Source organism: Cellulomonas algicola (genome assembly GCF_019024305.1).
GTDB lineage: Bacteria > Actinomycetota > Actinomycetes > Actinomycetales > Cellulomonadaceae > Cellulomonas > Cellulomonas algicola.
Genome location: NZ_JAHKSJ010000018.1, coordinates 83,992 through 101,661, shown reverse-complemented (window position 1 = coordinate 101,661; position 17,670 = coordinate 83,992). Strand labels below are relative to the sequence as shown.

The window sequence follows — 17,670 nt, the reverse complement described above, 5'->3', positions numbered from 1 at the left end:
GGTCCTCGGGCCGGTGTCAGCGCAGCCGCTCGACGAGGTGGTCCCCGACGCGCAGCGCGTTCGCGATCGCGGTGAGCGACGGGTTCACGGCGCCGATCGACGGGAAGAAGCTCGTGTCGACGACGTAGAGGTTGTCGAGGTCGTGCGCCTTGCAGAACGGGTCGAGCGCGCTCGACGCCGGGTCGGTGCCGAACCGGACCGTGCCGGCCTGATGCGCCGTCGCGCCGACGGGCATGGACTTGTGCAGGTACAGGCTGTGGTCCAGGAGCCGGTGGTGCTGCATCCCGAGGTGGGACAGCATCCCGTCGAGCTTGTGCCGCAGCCGCCGCACGCCCTCGACGTTGTTGTCCTCGTCGAGGGCGAGGTGCACACGGAGGTCCTTGTCGACGGTGACGCGGTTCTCCGGCCGCGGGAGGTCCTCGCCGCACAGCCAGAAGTCGACGGCGTGGTGCGCGATCACCTCGAACGGCAGGTCGGGCGAGAGCTTCCCGGCCCAGCGCGGCGCCTCGGCGTGGATCATCGCGTCGTCGGACTTGCCGAGCATCTGGACGCCGCCGAGCGGGTAGTCCCAGTCGTCGGCGCCGAGGTACCAGTCGTTGAACGCGAGCGTCTTCTGGAACCGCGTGGGGTTCGGCTCGACCGAGACGGCCATGACGGCGACGTTGTTGTGCCGCATGTAGTAGCGCCCGACGACGCCCGAGGAGTTCGCGAGGCCTTCGGGGTGCGCGTCCGTCGCCGAGCGCAGCAGCAGGGCCGCCGAGTTCACGGCTCCGCACGCCACGACGACCACGTCGGCCGAGAACGTCGTCGTCGTGCCGTCCTCGAACGTCGCGACGACGCCGGTGACCGACCGCCCGCCCGCATCCGTGACCAGGCGGTCCACGGACGCCCCGGTCACGAGCGTCACGTTGTCCTGGTCGAGCACGGGGTCGACGCAGATCACCTGCGCGTCGGACTTCGCCTGCAGCAGGCACGGGAACCCGTCGACGCGCGTGCACCGGATGCAGGCCGACGCCCGCGCGGCCACCCCAGGCGCGTCCTCGTGCAGGTCGACGCCGATCGGCAGGTGGAACGGGTGCAGGCCGGCGGCCTCGAGGTCGTCGCTCAGCTGCTGGATGCGCGGCTCGTGCGCGACGGGCTCGTACGCGTACGGCGCGCTCGCCGGGCCCTCGGTCGGGTCCTCGCCGTGCCGGCCGTGCACCTTGTAGAGGTGCTCGGCCTGCGTGTAGTACCGCTCGAGGTCGTCGTACCCGATCGGCCAGGCCGGTGACACGCCGCCGTGGTGCACGACCTCGCCGAAGTCCTCGGGCCGCAGCCGGAACAGCGCGGCGCCGTAGAACTTGGTGTTGCCGCCGACGTAGTAGTTCACCTCGGGCTGGAACTCGTGCCCGTGCCGGTCGTACCACTGCTCGTGCGCGAGATAGGTGCCGCGCACGAACACCGCCTTGGTGTCCCAGTTGTCGAGCTCGCGCGGCAGGAACGACCCGCGCTCGAGCCAGAGGACACGCACGCCCTGGATCGCGAGGCGGTGCCCGATCGTGCCGCCGCCCGCGCCGGTCCCGATCACGATGACGTCGTAGTGCTGCTCGTCGGCCATGCGCACCACCGTGGCCGCCCGCGCCGGGCCCGCCGTCGTCCGCGGCGGATGACGACACGGGCGCGTCGGGCCGTTTGGCTCGGGGGTGTCAACGGTCCCGACGCTGCGGGAGGCGGCCATGGGAGCAGCAGGTGGTGGGGGCGCGACGCGCCCCGCCGACGTCCTGGTGATCTTCGGCATCACGGGCGACCTCGCCCACGTGATGACGTTCCGGTCGCTGTACCGGCTGGAGCGACGCGGTCTGCTCGACGTGCCCGTGGTGGGTGTCGCGGCGGACGACTGGACGCTCGAGCAGCTCGCCGACCGGGCGCGCACGTCGATCGCGGCGACGGGCGAGACGGTCGACGAGGACGTGCTGGGCCGGTTCCTCGGCCGGCTGTCGTACGTGAGCGGCGACTTCACGGACCCCGAGACGTACGAGCGTGTCGCGAAGGCGGTCGACGGTGCCGCGACGCCCGTGTTCTACCTGGAGATCCCGCCGTTCCTGTTCGGTCGCGTCGTGCAGGGCCTCGCGGAGGCGGAGCTGACCGAGCACGCGCGCGTCGTCGTCGAGAAGCCGTTCGGGCACGACCAGCGGTCGGCGACCGCCCTCGCCGACGAGCTGCACGAGCACCTCGACGAGTCGCAGCTGTTCCGGATCGACCACTACCTCGGGAAGATGGGCCTCGAGGAGATCCTGCACCTGCGGTTCGCGAACGCGATCCTCGAGCCGCTGTGGAGCCGGAACTACCTCGAGTGCGTGCAGATCACGATGGCCGAGGACTTCGGCGTCGAGACGCGCGGCCACTTCTACGACCCGGTGGGCGCGCTGCGCGACGTCGTCGTCAACCACCTCATGCAGGTCGTCGCGGCGTCCGCGATGGAGCCGCCGTCGCGGGGTGACCCCGCCACCCTCAAGGACGCGCAGACGGCGCTCTTCCGAGCCGTCGTCGAGGCGGACCCGCGGCACTACGTGCGCGGTCAGTACGACGGGTACACCGCGATCCCGGGCGTCGCGCCCGGCTCGACGACCGAGACGTACGCCGCGCTGCGCCTCGAGATCGAGAACTGGCGGTGGGCGGGCGTGCCGTTCTTCCTGCGCACGGGCAAGCGGCTGCCGACGACGCAGACCGAGCTGCGGCTCGTGTTCAAGCGCCCGCCGCGCCTCGGGTTCGGGCCCTGGAGCCACGAGCCCGAGCCGAACCAGCTCGTGGTGCGGCTCGACCCGTCCACCGGCATCCGCATCCGCGTCGACGCGCGCCGCGCCGACGTCGCGCGCGTCGCGCCGATCATGCTCGACATGCAGTTCGCCGACGAGGGCGGTGAAGGACCGACGCCGTACGAGGTGCTGCTGCAGGCGGCGCTCGCGGGCGAGAGCACGCGGTTCTCGCGGCAGGACGCGATCGAGGAGACGTGGCGCGTCATGCAGCCGCTGCTCGACGCCCCTCCCCCGGTGCACGCGTACGCGCCGGGCTCGTGGGGGCCCGCGGCGGCCGACGCGCTGCCCGACGGGTTCGGCGGCTGGCACGAGCCCTGGGTCGGCTGAGCCGGGCGACGTCGGCCGAGCCGGCGACGAGACCCGTCCGGTCCACGCCGCGCCCCGTCACCCGCGCGGCGCGGACCCGACGTCAGCCCGCGGCGCTCCGTGCGGGTGTGCCGTCGACGACGATGTGCGGCACGTCCGCCTCGTCGTCGCCCCACGCGATGCGGTGCGGCGTCGACGACATCTCGACGAGCGCGGCGTGGTCGCGGTCGAAGTAGTCCCACCCCCACGACAGGAACGCGTCGGTCTTGCTGTGCGCGCCGCTCAGCAGCATCGCGTGCACGCCGAGCCAGGCGGCGAACGCGACGGGACCCTCGACCTGGTGGTGCTTGCGGCCGACCTCGGCGACGGCGGCGTTGCGGCCGATCATCGCCATGATGCCCTTGTCGCGGTACCGGAACGGGTGCGGGTCCTCCCCCGCGCGCTCGCGCAGCAGGTTGTCCGCGGCGGTGCGCCCGGACTGCTGCGCGACCGACCCGAGCTGCGGCAGCGTGCCGTCGCCGTCGCCGTCCGGGACGTTGGCGGCGTCGCCCACCGCGTACACGTGGTGCAGGCCCTCGACACGCAGGTCCGGCCGCACGGTGACGCGCCCGCCCCGGCCGGTCGGGACCCCCGCGCCCGCGAGGATCGGGGCCGCCGACTCGCCGCCGCCCCACACGACGGTGCGCGCGGGCAGCACCGTGCCGTCGGTGAGCTCGACCCGGTCGGCGTGCACCGCCGCGACGCCCGTGCCGAGCCGCACGTCGACGCCGTGCCGCACCAGGTGCTCGTGCGCGTACGCGTGCGACGCCTCGGCGAACGGTGCGAGCAGCGCGGACCCGCGGTCGACGAGCGTGACCTTCGCCGGGCCGGCCAGCCGCCCGGTGTGCGCGAGCGCGGCGAACAGCTCCGCGACCGCGCCCGCGGTCTCGACCCCCGTCGGGCCACCGCCCACGACGACGACGTGCCGGGCGCCGTCGGGCGCGTCCGCCCCCGTGCGCACGACGTCGTGCAGGTGCCGCCGCAGGCGCTCGGCGTCCGCGACCGAGTACAGCGGGAACGCGTGCTCGGCGGCGCCGGGCACCCCGAAGAACTCCGGTTGCGCGCCCGCGGCGAGCACGAGTGCCGAGCCCCGCAGCACCTGCCCGTCGGCGAGCGTCACGGCGCGGGCGCCGGCATCGACCGCGACGGCCTCGATCGTGCGCACCTGGACCGCCGGGTGCCTCCGGAACACCGTCCGGTGCGGGCGCGCGACGTCCTCGGCGGGCAGCTGCGACGTCGCGACCTGGTACAGCAGCGGCTGGAACTGGTGGTAGTCGTTGCGGTCCACGAGCACGACGGGCACGTCGGCGTCGGCCAGCCGGTGCGCGCACGCGACGCCCGCGAGCCCGCCGCCCAGCACCACGACGGGCAGGTCCACGACCTCCGCGGCGCTCACAGCGACAGCTCCCGCCGGTAGTCGTCGAGGACGATCCGGCCGGCCGCCTCGATGAGGGCGAGGTGCGAGAACGCCTGCGGCACGTTGCCGAGGTGCCGCGCGCGCTCGACCTCGAACTCCTCGGCGTACAGGCCGAGCGGCGACGCGATCCGCAGCAGCCGCTCCATGACGGCGTTGGCGCGGTCCATCTCCCCGATCGTCGCGAGCGCGGACACGAGCCAGAACGAGCAGATGAGGAACGTGCCCTCCTTGCCCGACAAGCCGTCGTCGGTCTCGTCCGTGCGGTAGCGCAGCACGAACCCGTTCTCCGACAGGTCGCGCTCGACGGCCTCGACGGTCGCGCGGATGCGCGGGTCGGTGCCGGGCAGGAACCCGAACAGCGGCGCGAGCAGCGTGGAGGCGTCGAGCGCCTCGGTGTCGTAGTGCTGCCGCAGCACGCCCGCGTCGCTCACGCCGTGCTCGAGGATGTCCGCCCTGATGACGTCGGCCTCCGCGCGCCAGGTCGCCTCGCGCTCGGCGTCGTCGCGGATCGCTGCGAGCTTCGCGGCCCGGTCGAGGGCCACCCATCCCATGAGCTTCGACGACACGTAGTGCTGGGGCTTGCCGCGGGCCTCCCAGATGCCCTGGTCGGGCTCGCGCCACGCCTTCATCGCCGCCGTGGCCTGCGACTCGACGAGCGGCCACAGCCGTCGTGGCAGGTGCGAGCTGCGCGCCGTGTGCAGCAGGATCGAGTCGAGGACCGCGCCGTACACGTCGTTCTGCCGCTGGTCGAACGCGCCGTTGCCGATGCGCACCGGCCTCGCGCCCTCGTAGCCGCTCAGCTCGTCGCGCGTCGACTCGGTGAGGTCCCGGCGGCCGTCGATCCCGTACATGATCTGCAGGCTGCCGTCCTCGGTCGGCTCGAGGTCGGCGACGAACTGCATGAACTCGTCCGCCTCCCAGTCGAGGTTGAGGTAGTGCAGCGCCTGCAGCGTGAACGTCGTGTCGCGGATCCACGTGTAGCGGTAGTCCCAGTTCCGCTCGCCGCCCGGCGTCTCGGGGAGCGACGTCGTGAGCGCCGCGACCGTCGCGCCCGTCGGCATGTACGTCAGGCCCTTGATCGTCAGTGCCGACCGCTCGATCGCCGGCCGCAGGTGGTGGTCGGGCACCCGCGCACGCGACAGCCACTGCCGCCAGAAGTGGATCGTGGCCTCGACGCGGGCGACGGCGTCCTGCGCGTCGGTCGGCGCCGCGAGCGTCGCGGACCACGACAGCGCGCAGAACGCCGTGTCCCCCGTGGACAGCACGTGCCGGGCGCGCGCCGAACCGCCCTCGATGCCGATGAGCATGTCCGTCGACAGGCGGAACGTCTGACCGGCTCCCGTCGCGTCGGCCGTGTGGTCGTCGTCGCCCACGAGCGTCCACGTCGCGGGCGTGCGGCCGTAGTCGAACGCGGGCTCGCACACGAGCTCGACCTCGACCGACCCGCGCAGGCACTCGACCGTGCGCACGAGCATGTGCTCGGTGTCGTCGTCGGCGGGCGGCCGGGTGTGGGGCGTCACGACGTCGGCCCCGCGCCGCGGCCCCATCACGAGCGCGTCCCGCACCACGAGCCATCCGCTCGGTGTGTGCCACGTGGTCGTCATGACGTTGGTGCCCGGCTCGTACGCGCGCGCCGTGGGGACGTTGATGTCGTACGGGCCGAACCGGAACGAGCCCGCGCCACGGTCGAGCAGGTTGCCGAAGACGCTCGCCGAGTCGAACGCCGGCAGGCACAGCCAGTCGACCGAGCCGTCCGGGGCCACGAGCGCGCCCGTGTGGCAGTCGGAGAGGAACGCGTAGTCGGCGATCGGCGGGAACGGGGAGAGGGACGGTGACACGGGTGGGCTCCTCACGCTCGGCACGCGCGGGCCGCCCGGTGCGACCCGCGGCGAGATTCGACGGTGGTGCGTCACCGGCGCGGGCTGTCGACCGCGTCCGCGTCGGCGGTCTCGACTCCTTCCTCGGGCAGGAGCCCGCGCAGCGCGAGCACGTAGAGCAGCACGAACGCCGGCCCCACGAGCAGCACGCCGGCGACGACCGCGACGACGAGCGCGGTGAGCGTGCCGTCGGGCGCGGCGGCGTCCGCGACGGTGAGCTGCCCCGGCAGGAGGTACGGCCACTGGGCGACGCCCCAGGCGACGATCAGCGTCACGACCGCGAGCGCCGCGAGCAGCCGGGCGCCGCGCGGCGCGTCACGCACGAGCAGGACGAGCGCGCCCACGCCGCACGCGGCGCACACCACGACGAGCGGCAGGGCGCGCGTCGTGAGGCCCTCGAACACGTCCGGTGCCTCCGACCGCAGGTCGACGAGCCCGACGGCCGCGGCGACGCCCGCGACGACCGCGGCCACGACCGCGCGGCGCCGGAAGTAGTGCGTCATGCGACCGTCGCCGGCGTGCCGCGCGTCGCGGACGAGGTAGACGGCCGCGAGGTAGGCGGCGAGCGCGACGGAGAGGATCCCGACACTCACCGACGTGAGGTTGAGCCAGCTCTGCACGGGGTCGCCCGCGCGGCCGCCCGAGGGCACCTGACCGGACGCGATGCCACCCGCGACCGCACCGAAGCAGAACGGCACGAGCACCGACGACAGCGCGAAGCCACCGCCGAACACGCGCCGCGCGCGCGTCGTCACGACGGCCTTGCGGAACGCGAACGACGCCCCGCGCAGCACGATGCCGATCGCCGCGATCGTGAGCGGGACGAACATCGTCAGCCAGATCGACTGGTACGCCTCCGGGAAGCCCGCCCACGTGACGACGAGGACGAAGATCAGCCAGACGTGGTTGGCCTCCCACACGGGACCGATCGAGTGCTCGACGAGGTCGCGCGGCGCCGCGCCCCGCTCGGCTCCCCCGGCCGTCAGGTCCCAGAACCCCGCGCCGAAGTCGGCCCCCGCGAAGGTCGCGTACGCGGCGATGGCGAGCAGCAGCACCGCGGCGACGAGGGTCGCGCTCATGTCACGGGCTCCGGGTCCTGCCGTCGCTCGTCGCCGTGGCGCCCGTCCTCGGCCCTGCCGTCGCCGGGTCCGGCGACGCCCGCGGGCTCGGGCACGCGCGCGGACCCCGGCGTCGGGCCGTACGGGGTGTCGTCGTCGACGAACCCGGAGGCGCGGCGGAACCGCCGGCTCATCGCGCGCAGCACGAGCACCGTGGTGGTGCCGAGCGCGACGTACAGCAGGACGATCGCGACGAACGTGAGCCACACGCTCTCGTTGCCGGTCGCGGCGTCCTCGACGCGCATGACCTCGTACACGATCCACGGCTGGCGCCCGACCTCGGTGACGATCCAGCCGGCCTCCATCGCGACGACCGCGAGCACGCCCGAGCATGCGGCGATGCCCAGGAACAGCCGCCCCTGCGGCGCGCGCCGCTTCACCAGCCACGTCAGGCCGTACCAGACGGCCAGCAGGAACAGCAGCGTCCCGATCCCCACCATGACGTCCCACGCGAGGTGGACGATGTTGGTCTCGCGGATCGACGGGCGCTCGTCCGGCGGGACCGAGTCGAGCCCTTGCACCACCGTCGAGCGCCCGGTGCTCGGGTCCGACAGCCACGACGCGAGCCCGGGGATCGGGATCCCGCCCTCGACCTGCCCGTCCTCGTCGAGGTGCCCGAGCAGCGTCTCGGGGACGTCCGAACCGGTCGTCGGGACCAGCTCGATCGCCGCGAACTTCACCGGCTGGTTCTCGTACACCCATCGCGCCAGGCCGTCACCCACGCCCATCTGGACCGGCGCCGCGATCGCGGCGACCGTGAACGCGATCGTGAACCCGAGCCGGTGGTAGCGGTCGCGTCGTCCGCGCAGCATGGCCGTGGCGTACACCGACGCCACGAGGAACCCGCCGACCAGGTACGCCGCGACGACCATGTGCGCCGCCTGCCACGGCATCGACTCGTTGAAGATCACGCGCACCGGGTCGACGTCGACCACGTTCCCCTGGGAGTCCAGCGTGTAGCCCGTCGGCGCGTTCATCCACGCGTTGGCCGCCACCACGGAGACCGACCCGAGGACGCCCGCGAGCACGACGGGCACGCCCGTCCAGAGGTGCGGCCAGGGCCGCAGGCGCTTCCAGCCGAAGATGTACACCGCGATGAAGATCGCCTCGAGGAAGAAGAACAGCCCCTCGAAGGCGAACGGCACCCCGAACGCCTCGCCCCACTGCCCCATGAACCGTGGCCACAGCAGCCCGAACTCGAAGCTCAGCACCGTCCCCGTCACGGCGCCCACCGCGAACGTCACCGCCATGTACTTCGACCACCGCTGCGCGAGCTCGAGCGCGTCCCGGTCGTCGTGCCTGATCGCGCGGTAGTTCGCGATCAGCGCCATCGCCGCCCACGAGACGCCCAGCGGCACCAGGATGATGTGGAACATCAGCGTGAACGCCATCTGCGACCGCGCCCACGGCACCGGGTCCACCGCGGCGAGCGCGGTCAGCACGTCGAACGTCTGGCTCGTGTCCACGTCGCGACTCCCCGTACGGCGACGATCGGGTGGAGGACGTGCTCTGGTGCTCTGGTGCGGTGGCGCCGGGTGGCGCCACGGACCGGTCAGCCGGGGGTCGGCGCCCAGGTGATCGGGCCGGCGGAGCCCGCGGCGCTGCGCGGCTGGACGTCGAGCATGATCTGGTCACCCAGGTCGACCGTGACCGGCGCGTTCTCGTCGACGTCGTCCGGCACGCCGACGACCGACGTGGTGGGGACGAAGTCCATCGTGCACGGGCCGTCCGACGTGGCCCCGACCTCGACGGTCAGGGTGCCGCCCGTGAGCGTCGCCTCCGGCTCGGCGACGATCGGGCAGGTGCTCGAGCCGAAAGTGACGACGTACAACAGCCCGTCGTCCGGCGCCCAGCCGGCACCCGGCGAGCCGCTGTCGTCCGGCGGCGTCACGCCCGCGGGCAGGCCCGACCCGGTGACGCCCGCCTCGAGGACGGCTTCCTGGATCGCCTGCGGTGACGCGTCCGCGGTCGGGCTGGAGGACGTGGAGGGGGACCTGCTCGTCGGCTCACCCTCGGGCTCCCCGCCACCCGAGGTGGCGCAGGAGCACACCGTCGCCATCACGACGACGGCGACGCTGCTCGCGGCTGCTGCACGACGGACCGCCCCCAGTCCCATGGACCCGACCATACCGCCGCAAACCGTCCTGTCCAGGGGTCGGACGGGTCGGAGCCACACGCAGCGGCCGCGGAACCGTCTACCGCCGACGAGCCGGGCCCGGTGCGGCGAGGAACCGCGACCCGGGTGCCGAGGCGGCGAACGGCCCCGGCACGACCTTGTCCCGCGGGATCCCGAAGACGTCGGTGCCGAGGTCCAGGTCGGAGCCGTCGGGATTCGTCCAGGGCATCTCCGCCTGGTAGCTCGTCCCGAGCCGCGCGGTCGTCACGGGGGCGACGACGTCGATGCCCTCGGCGTCGTCCACGTCGACCCGGACGGTCCCCGCCTCGGCGTCGACCACGCTGACGCGCACCGGCGACGTGCTGACCACGAGCGGCGTGCGCTCCGCGCGGAACGGCTCGGCGCCCTCCGCGTAGAGGTTGCCGTCGACCCAGACCGGGAGCCGCGGACCTGCCAGGTCGCTGCCCTGCTCGTGCGGGTACTCCTCCGGCGTCGGGTAGGCGTCGTACTGCGACGTGCCCACCGGGGTCGGGACGAAGGTCGCCCGCCCGGGCACGCCGTCCATGTCGATCGCGCCGGACCAGAAGCTCGCGAGCGCCGGCTCCACCTGCCCGTCCGACCCCGGGGCGTCGCTGGTGCCGCGGTCCCCGACGAAGACGTTGTTGTAGAACCGGTCGTCGCCGCCGAGGATGTTCGACACGCCGTAGACGGCCGTCGCGTGCGGCAGGTGGTACGGCGTGTACCGCTGGTGCTCGGTGCAGTTCGCGAAGCGCCCCGCGACGTAGTTGTGCACGTACGCGCCGCCGGTGGACATGTCCTTGACCGCCCACGGCGAGAGGAAGAGGTTCGAGTCCACGAGGTACGGACCGTGGCAGACCTCGACCATGAGGTCCTCGGCCGTCGAGGCGTAGAGCACGTTGCGCCGGACCTGGGTGCCCTGGGCCTGCCAGTCCAACCACAGCGCGCGGTGCGTGTGGTGGATCGTGTTCCCGCTGATCACGGTGTCGACGGCGGCGTGCAGCTTGATCCCCGCCACCTCGGCGCCGTGCCACTGCCGCTTCACGTGGATGCGCGAGATGTGGTTGTCGGCGATGGTCGAGAACGCCGCGCCCAGGTGCCCGACGACGCCGGCCTGCTCGCAGTCCCGGATCGTGTTGCGGCGCACGGTGTGGGAGCCGACGTGGTCCCGGTGCCACGGGTGCGGCTCGCCCGCATCCGGCCCGCCCAGGACGAGCGCCCGCTGGATCACCTCGCGCTCGCGCTGCGTGCCGCCCTTCGCGCCGTCCGGCCCCGCCGCCGCCTCGTTCTGCCCGGTGCTGGCCTCCTTGCCGAGCGAGACGCCGACGTTCTTCGAGTCGGTGATCGTGTTGTCCTCGATCACCCAGCCCGTCGACCAGTGCGGGCCGATCAGCCCCTCCTGCAGCGCGGTGGGCGGGGCCCACTGCGTGGCGGCCTTCGTCAGGGTGAACCCGCGCACGGTGATGTGGTCGATGCCCGTCGCGGAGGGCCAGAAGACGAAGGTGCGCGCGTTGATCTCGACCTCGTGCTCGGCGGGGTCCGCGCCGCCGAAGCTCGCCCAGATCGTGGTGACGTCGTCGCCCACCTCGCAGTACCAGGTGAGCAGCGAGCCCTCCGGGTCGAACGAGTCCGGGGTGACCTCGGGGTGCTCGACGCCGCCGAGCGTCAGCGACTCGTACATCGACTTCCCGTCGAGGTACACCTCCCCCGTGTGCCAGGTGTTGACCCGGTCGAAGAACCAGTCCCCGCCGATGCGCTCCGCGTACGGGTTGCGTCCCCCGAACAGGGCGTTCGGCACCTCGGTGACCCAGACGCGGCCGTCGGCGCCGGGATGGGGCCGCCAGTCGGTGACGACCTCGGCACCGGAGATCGTCACGGGCTCGAAGCGCCCGTCGGAGCCGACCGCGGCCTGGTAGGTGATCGGCGCGTCGACCGTCCCGCCGCGCGGGGGGTTCACCCACTCGCGGTACACGCCTTCGTGCACCGCGACGGTGTCGCCCGGCATGGCGGCCTGCGCTGCCCGGTCGATGGTCCGGAAGGGGGTTTCGGCCGACCCGTCGGCCAGGTCGGAGCCGGTGACGGCGACGTGCAGGACGGTCATGACAGCGCCTCTCGTCGATCGCCGGAGTCCGCCGCCTCCTGCGGCTCCGGTGGTGGCACGAACCGCCGGGCGACGAAGAACCGCTCGAGCAGGTAGCACCACCACACGAGGATCAGGCCGGGCACCACGAGGACCGCGATCGGGACGTTCCAGAGGAGGACGCCCCCGAGGACCGCGGCGATCGCGAGCAGGAACGTCAGGCTGGGCGTCGTCAGCCCCAAGGTGAACCCGTTGCGCAGCTGGCGCCAGGTGGGGTTGGTGAAGCGAGCGACGAGGGGGAGGCACCAGAAGAGCAGCAGGAGGAGGACGAGTCCGACGACCAGGAGCGGTACGAGCACCTCGGCCAGCCCGGACGTGGGCAGGTACGAGAGCGAGACGATGCCGGCGGCCGCGACCGGGACGGCCAGCAGCCCGACGGCGGTCGCCTGCTTCCAGCTCTGCCGCCAGGCCGTGGTGACGACGGTCAGCAGGCCCGCGTCCTTGCCCAGGACGTACCGGCGGCAGACCTCGTAGGCGATGACGGTTCCCGCCCCCGCCGTCACGACGAGGCCGACGCTCACGAGCCAGAACAGGCTGATCAGGATGACGGAGCCGAGCGAGTCGAGGACGCGCCACAGCCGCGACGCGGGGTTGAAGCGGAAGATGGTCGGGGCCTCTCGGTGCGACGTGGCGGGTCGTGCGGACGGGTCGGCCTCCCGTACGGCGGGAGGCCGACGCCGTCAGCCCTTGACGGAGCCGATCATGAGACCGGACACGAAGTGCTTCTGGAGGAACGGGTAGACGAGCAGGATCGGCACGGCCGCCACCATCGTGATCGCCGACCGCAGCGCGATCGGGGTGGTGAGCTGCCCACCGCTCCCCACGGAGGCCGCGTTGCCCGCGACGTTCGCGGAGTTCGCCCCGGCGTTCATCGAGCTCGCGAGCAGCTTCTGCAGCTCGTACTGCAGCGTGGACAGCGCCTGGTCGCCCGAGTTGTACAGCAGCGTGTCGAGCCAGGCGTTCCAGCTGCCGACCGCGACGAACAGCCCCACCACGGCCAGCGCGGGCTTGCACAGCGGCATGATGATCTGCCACCACGTGCGGAACTCCCCCGCCCCGTCGACGCGCGCCGACTCGGTGATCTCGTCGGGGATCGACTTCATGTACGTGCGCAGGATGATCAGGTTGAACGCGCTGATGATCACCGGCACCCAGTAGGCCTGGAAGCTGTTCAGCATGCCCAGGTCCTTGATGAGCAGGTAGTTGGGGATCAGCCCGGCGTCGAAGTACAGGGTCAGCACGAAGATCAGGGTGATCGGGCGGCGGAAGATGAACTCCTTGCGGCTGAGCGCGTAGGCGAGCATCGAGGTGAAGAACAGGTTCGTCGCCACCACCACGACGGTCTTGAGGACGCTCATGAAGAACGCCTGGTAGATCGTGTTCATGTTGAGCACGACCTCGTAGTTCTTCAGCGAGAAGACCCGGGGCCAGATGCCGATGCCGCCGCGGACGGCGTCCATGCCGTCGTTCAGCGAGATGGCGAGCGTGTTGAGCAGCGGGTAGACCATGAGCGTCGCGAGCGCCAGGAGGAACGTGGTGTTCAGCGTCGTGAAGATGACGCGCTCGGCCGTCCACCGGTGACGCGGCGACCTGCTCCGCGGTGCGCGCCGAGGCAGGGACTTCGGGGCGAGGGTGCTTGTCATGACGTCCTCCTAGACCAGCGTCTCTTGGTTCAGGCGCTTGGCCGCCAGGTTCGCCGAGCCCACCAGGATGATGGCGACGACGGTCTTGAAGATGCCCGCGACGACGGCGAGGTCGTAGTTGCCCAGCTGGTAGCCGTAGCGCAGCACGAAGACGTCGATGGTCTCGGCCCGCTCGGAGATCAGCCCGTTGCCGAGGAAGTACGGCAGCTCGAAGTTCGTGGACAGGATCCAGCCGGCGTTGATGATGAGCAGCACGACGATCGTGGGCCGGATCCCGGGCAGCGTGATGTTCCACATCTTGCGGTACCGGCCCGCCCCGTCGACCTCGGCGGCCTCGTACAGGCTCGGGTCGATCGCGGTGATCGCGGCCAGGTAGAGGATCGTGTTCCAGCCGAGCTCCTTCCACAGGCTCGTCCCGGCGACGATCCCCCAGAAGTGGTTCGGCTCGGTGAGGAACAGGACCGGTTCCTGCACCAGGCCCACGGCCATGAGGGCCTGGTTGATGAACCCGCCCGACGAGGGCAGCGACAGCGCCACCGACGCCAGGCTGGCCACGATCACCCAGCTGAGGAAGTGGGGCATGTAGGTGATGTTCTGCATGATCCGCTTGAACGGGGCGTTCTTGACCTCGTTCAGCAGCAGCGCCAGGACGATGGCCCCCAGGGTCCCGACGACGAGGGTCAGGACCGACTGCCCGACCGTGTTGATCACGACCCGGCGGAAGCGTTCACCGTTGACGCCGGTGAACAGGTCGACGAAGTTCTCGAAGCCGACCCACTCCTGGTTCCAGATGCTGCCGCGACCCGGCTTGTAGTCCTGGAAGGCGATCGCCCAGCCGTAGACCGGGACGTACTTGAACAGGATCTGGTACATCAGCAGCGGGACGGCCATCGCGAGCAGGACCCGCTGCGCCCAGATCCTGTCCCAGGTGATCTTGCGCCGGGGCTCCTTCGGCGTTCGCGTCCGGGCCTTGCGGCGTGGAGCGCGCGAGCCGCTCGCGGGCTCCTGGGCCGGTTCGAGCCCGGTGGCGGCCACAAGCGTGGTGACCGTGGTGTCCGTCATCTGTCCAACCTCGTCGTCGCCGGGCGGTGGGTCGTCGTCGAGGACGCGTGGTGAGAGGGCACCCCCCACCACGCGTCCTCGCGGACTGCTACCAGTTCTCCAGACGGTCCTGGATGCCGGCGTTGATGGCGTCCTCGTACACCTCGACGTCGATCTTCTTGATCGTGTCGACGTAGGCCTTCCAGCCCGCCTCGAACTCGGCGGGGTCACCCGCGATGATCTTCGGCAGGTTCTGCACGTTGGCGTCGGTCAGCTGCTGGTTGACCTCGTTGGCCTCGTCGGAGAGCGTGATGTTCCACGCCGGGTAGTACTTCGGGTTCTCCGGCTGCGGGTTCATGAACTCGAGCCAGGTCTTCTTGCCGTACTTCTCCATGACGCCGCGGTCGTACTCGGTCAGCGTCGCGAAGAACTCGGCGGGCTGGTCGTCGGGGCTGTAGGCGTTGCCGTCGGAGAACTGGCCGTTGTGCTTGGGCAGCACGTCGAGCAGCGCCTCGAGACGGTTGGAGGCACGCCAGGTGAGGTCGCGCGCGTTGGCCCGCTGCTCCTCGGTGCGCGTGAACATCCCGTCCTCGCCGACCTGGTAGTCCTCGCCCTCGACGCCCCACGAGAGCACCTTCTGCCAGGGCTCGCTGAGCATCAGGTCGAGGAACTTCATCGCCTTCTCCGGCTGCTTGCTGGAGACGGAGATGCCGAAGCCCTGGTTCGTGTTCATCACGGGGCGGTCGGCGTACCATGGCTCTGCACCGTCGTAGACGGGCATGAGCGGCACGTAGGTGTACTCGTCCTTGCCGGCGCTGCGCAGCGAGTCGGTGGCGGTCTGGAAGTTCCAGCCCTGGTCGTGCATGCCGAGGACGGTGCCGGTGGCGAGCTTCGCGGTGTACTGGTCGAACGTCAGGGTGAAGGACTCGCGGTCGACGACACCCGCCTTGTACTGCTCGTTGAGGACCTGGTAAAAGTCCTTCGCGATGTCCTTGTCGGCGTAGATCTCCGCGTGGTCGTCGTCGTCGACGATGACGCCACCGTTGTTCGGCGAGCCGGCCAGCAGCGCCGGCGGGTTGGTCATGCCCCACTCACGGCCCGTCGACGCGAGGACCTCGAAGCCGACCGTCGGGGCGCCGTCGGTCTGGGGGTTCTTCGCCTTGTAGTTCGCGATGAGCTCGAAGTAGCGGTCGAGCGTCATGGTGCTGAGGTCCGGCCAGCCTGCGTCCTCGAGAACACGCTTCTGGATCCAGAACGCGGGGCCGTAGTAGGTGCCGCCCGTGACCTCGCCGTAGAAGCGGTTGTAGTTCGGGAAGATGTACAGGCCCGGGTCCACCTCCTCGCCCGAGTAGCTCATCTTCTTGAGGTCGTCCTCGACGTGCGTCGAGAGGTTCGGGTAGTCGCCCGTCTCCAGCATGTCGTCCAGACGCAGGAGGGCGCCGCCCTCGAGCAGACGCATCTTCAGGTCGGTGGTGCCGACCAGGTCGGGGTACTCGCCGCCCGCGAGCATGACGCCGATCTTCTGGTCCACGGCGTCCGGCGTGACGATCTCGTACTTCAGCGTGACGCCGAGGTTCTCCTCGAGCAGCTTCGTGATCTTGTTGTCGGGGGCCGGGGCCTGCGAGGCCGTCGTGATCCAGGTCGTGAGCGTCGTCGGGTTGCTGGGGGTGAGCGTCCCCGACTGGTCCGCGAGCTCCCCCTCGGGGATGACGACGTCCTTCGGGTCCTCGTCGGGGGCGTCGGAGGTACACCCGACCAGTCCGGCCGACACTGCGGCGACCAGGACAAGAGCTGACAACTTCGTTCTAGCGGTACGCACCGAGGTCTCTCCCTTGAGAACAGTTCCGGTCGTCCTTGACGGGAACCCGTGCACATCGGACGCGAGCTCGGGCTTGGCGTCCTCATCCCGGCGGGATTTTAGCGTTAAAGTAGAGACGCCCCCACGAACCGTCAAGCCCTTCGAAGGTCTCGAGATGGTCACGGTCACACCCGGCCCCGACGGCACCGGGGCTCCCTCGACGTCGCCCGTGACGAGGGTCTTGCGGACCAACTTTTTATCGATATAGTGAGCGCGCCCCGGCGCCGTGGCGAGACACCTCCGGGTCCGACGAGCGCAGGCTGGACTGGCAGACTGTCGCGGGAGAGGAGGACGCGCATGGTGCGGATGGCGGACGTGGCCCGCGCGGCCGGCGTCTCGGTCATGACCGTGTCGAACGTCCTCAACGAGCGCCTCCCCGTCAACGAGCCGACGCGCGCCCGCGTCATGGCGGCTGTGGAAGCCCTCGGCTACGAGGTCAACCTGACGGCGCGGCACCTGCGGGCCGGACGGACCGACACCGTCGCCTTCGTCGTCCCGAGCTTCCACGACTACTTCGGCGAGCTCGCCGACCAGGTCGCCCCGCTGATCGAGGCGGAGGGGCGTCACCTCGTCCTCGAACGGACGAGCGCCGACGCGGAGCAGGAGATGGAGGCGCTGAGCGTCGCGCGGCTCCAGATCTACGACGGCGTCCTGCTGTCGGTCGCCGGACTCGACCTGGAGCAGCTGGCGCGGGTGCGCACCGCCAAGCCGATCGTGCTGCTGGGCGAGCGCGACGTGCCCGACCACCTCAACCACGTGCGCCTCGCGAACGAGTCGGGTGCCCACCTCGCCACGGCCCACATGATCGAGCGCGGCTCGCGCCGCATCGTGGCGCTCGGCTGCTCGTTCGACGCCGCGCACATGATGACCACGGACCGCCGCGTCGGGTGGGAGAACGCGTGCCGCGACGCCGGCCTCGCCGCCGACCCGGCCTATGTCGTGCCCGTCAGCGACTACACGTCGCTCGGGGGTCGCGACGCGATGCTCGAGGTCATCGCCTCCGGGCTGCCCTTCGACGGCGTCTTCGCCGTCACCGACATCGTCGCCCTCGGGGCGCTGTCCGCGCTGGTCGACAACGGGCTGCGCGTCCCCGTCGACGTCCAGCTCGCCGGGTTCGACAACCTCGACATGTCGCGCTTCGTCCCCCCGGGCATCACGTCGGTCGACGCCAACCACGAGGGCGTGGCCCAGGCGGCGGTCGGTCTGCTGCACCGCCAGATGTCGGGCTGGACCGGTCCTGCCGAGCACGTCGTCGCACCCGTCCGCCTCGTGGTGCGTGGATCCACCCGCGGTGGCGACTAG

13 protein-coding genes are annotated in these 17,670 nt (G+C 71.3%); 2 read left to right on the top strand and 11 right to left on the bottom strand.

Annotated elements, in window-relative coordinates; translation table 11 throughout:
- Positions 1-16: 16 nt before the first annotated feature.
- Positions 17-1,597, bottom strand: a complete 1,581-nt coding sequence (locus KOV94_RS15030) for a GMC oxidoreductase (RefSeq protein ID WP_218052481.1) — start codon at positions 1,595-1,597, stop codon at positions 17-19.
- 118 nt (positions 1,598-1,715) lie between these two features.
- On the opposite strand from KOV94_RS15030, the gene zwf reads away from it, so the two are divergent.
- Positions 1,716-3,122, top strand: a complete 1,407-nt coding sequence (gene zwf, locus KOV94_RS15025; RefSeq protein ID WP_218052480.1) for a glucose-6-phosphate dehydrogenase — start codon at positions 1,716-1,718, stop codon at positions 3,120-3,122.
- Between the two features lie 82 nt (positions 3,123-3,204).
- On the opposite strand, the gene KOV94_RS15020 is transcribed toward zwf, so the two are convergent.
- From KOV94_RS15020 to KOV94_RS14975, 10 genes are all read right to left on the bottom strand, one after another.
- Positions 3,205-4,536, bottom strand: a complete 1,332-nt coding sequence (locus tag KOV94_RS15020) for an NAD(P)/FAD-dependent oxidoreductase (protein ID WP_124342263.1) — start codon at positions 4,534-4,536, stop codon at positions 3,205-3,207.
- Entirely contained in the window at positions 4,533-6,395 is a 1,863-nt protein-coding gene (locus KOV94_RS15015) for a glycoside hydrolase family 15 protein (protein WP_124342264.1), read from the bottom strand. The genes KOV94_RS15020 and KOV94_RS15015 overlap by 4 nt, the downstream gene beginning before the upstream one ends.
- A 71-nt stretch (positions 6,396-6,466) precedes the next feature.
- Positions 6,467-7,513, bottom strand: coding sequence for a cytochrome d ubiquinol oxidase subunit II (locus KOV94_RS15010; protein WP_218052479.1), 1,047 nt, complete (start codon positions 7,511-7,513; stop codon positions 6,467-6,469).
- On the bottom strand, positions 7,510-9,018 hold the full coding sequence (locus KOV94_RS15005) for a cytochrome ubiquinol oxidase subunit I (RefSeq protein ID WP_308160573.1): 1,509 nt from the start codon (positions 9,016-9,018) through the stop codon (positions 7,510-7,512). Before KOV94_RS15005 ends, KOV94_RS15010 begins: the two co-directional genes overlap by 4 nt.
- An 86-nt stretch (positions 9,019-9,104) precedes the next feature.
- Positions 9,105-9,668: a hypothetical protein gene (locus KOV94_RS15000; RefSeq protein ID WP_124342266.1), complete on the bottom strand. Its 564-nt coding sequence runs from the start codon at positions 9,666-9,668 to the stop codon at positions 9,105-9,107.
- A gap of 79 nt (positions 9,669-9,747) precedes the next feature.
- Positions 9,748-11,787: a DUF1565 domain-containing protein gene (locus tag KOV94_RS14995; RefSeq protein ID WP_218052478.1), complete on the bottom strand. Its 2,040-nt coding sequence runs from the start codon at positions 11,785-11,787 to the stop codon at positions 9,748-9,750.
- Positions 11,784-12,359: a DUF624 domain-containing protein gene (locus KOV94_RS14990; RefSeq protein WP_225916781.1), complete on the bottom strand. Its 576-nt coding sequence runs from the start codon at positions 12,357-12,359 to the stop codon at positions 11,784-11,786. The genes KOV94_RS14995 and KOV94_RS14990 overlap by 4 nt, the downstream gene beginning before the upstream one ends.
- 147 nt (positions 12,360-12,506) lie before the next feature.
- Positions 12,507-13,469, bottom strand: coding sequence for a carbohydrate ABC transporter permease (locus tag KOV94_RS14985; protein WP_124342269.1), 963 nt, complete (start codon positions 13,467-13,469; stop codon positions 12,507-12,509).
- A gap of 9 nt (positions 13,470-13,478) precedes the next feature.
- Entirely contained in the window at positions 13,479-14,531 is a 1,053-nt protein-coding gene (locus KOV94_RS14980) for an ABC transporter permease (protein WP_124342270.1), read from the bottom strand.
- An 88-nt stretch (positions 14,532-14,619) separates the two neighbouring features.
- Entirely contained in the window at positions 14,620-16,281 is a 1,662-nt protein-coding gene (locus KOV94_RS14975; protein ID WP_235843383.1) for an extracellular solute-binding protein, read from the bottom strand.
- Between the two features lie 384 nt (positions 16,282-16,665).
- Here KOV94_RS14975 and KOV94_RS14970 point away from each other — a divergent pair, with 384 nt between their 5' ends.
- Positions 16,666-17,670, top strand: a complete 1,005-nt coding sequence (locus KOV94_RS14970) for a LacI family DNA-binding transcriptional regulator (RefSeq protein ID WP_124342272.1) — start codon at positions 16,666-16,668, stop codon at positions 17,668-17,670.

Coding starts and splice junctions, on each gene's coding strand:
- KOV94_RS14985 (WP_124342269.1), bottom strand. CDS start 13,469: ATGACAAGCACCCTCGCCCCGAAGTCCCTGCCTCGGCGCGCACCGCGG.
- zwf (WP_218052480.1), top strand. CDS start 1,716: ATGGGAGCAGCAGGTGGTGGGGGCGCGACGCGCCCCGCCGACGTCCTG.
- KOV94_RS15010 (WP_218052479.1), bottom strand. CDS start 7,513: ATGAGCGCGACCCTCGTCGCCGCGGTGCTGCTGCTCGCCATCGCCGCG.
- KOV94_RS14995 (WP_218052478.1), bottom strand. CDS start 11,787: ATGACCGTCCTGCACGTCGCCGTCACCGGCTCCGACCTGGCCGACGGG.
- KOV94_RS14970 (WP_124342272.1), top strand. CDS start 16,666: ATGGTGCGGATGGCGGACGTGGCCCGCGCGGCCGGCGTCTCGGTCATG.
- KOV94_RS15030 (WP_218052481.1), bottom strand. CDS start 1,597: ATGGCCGACGAGCAGCACTACGACGTCATCGTGATCGGGACCGGCGCG.
- KOV94_RS15000 (WP_124342266.1), bottom strand. CDS start 9,668: ATGGGACTGGGGGCGGTCCGTCGTGCAGCAGCCGCGAGCAGCGTCGCC.
- KOV94_RS14980 (WP_124342270.1), bottom strand. CDS start 14,531: ATGACGGACACCACGGTCACCACGCTTGTGGCCGCCACCGGGCTCGAA.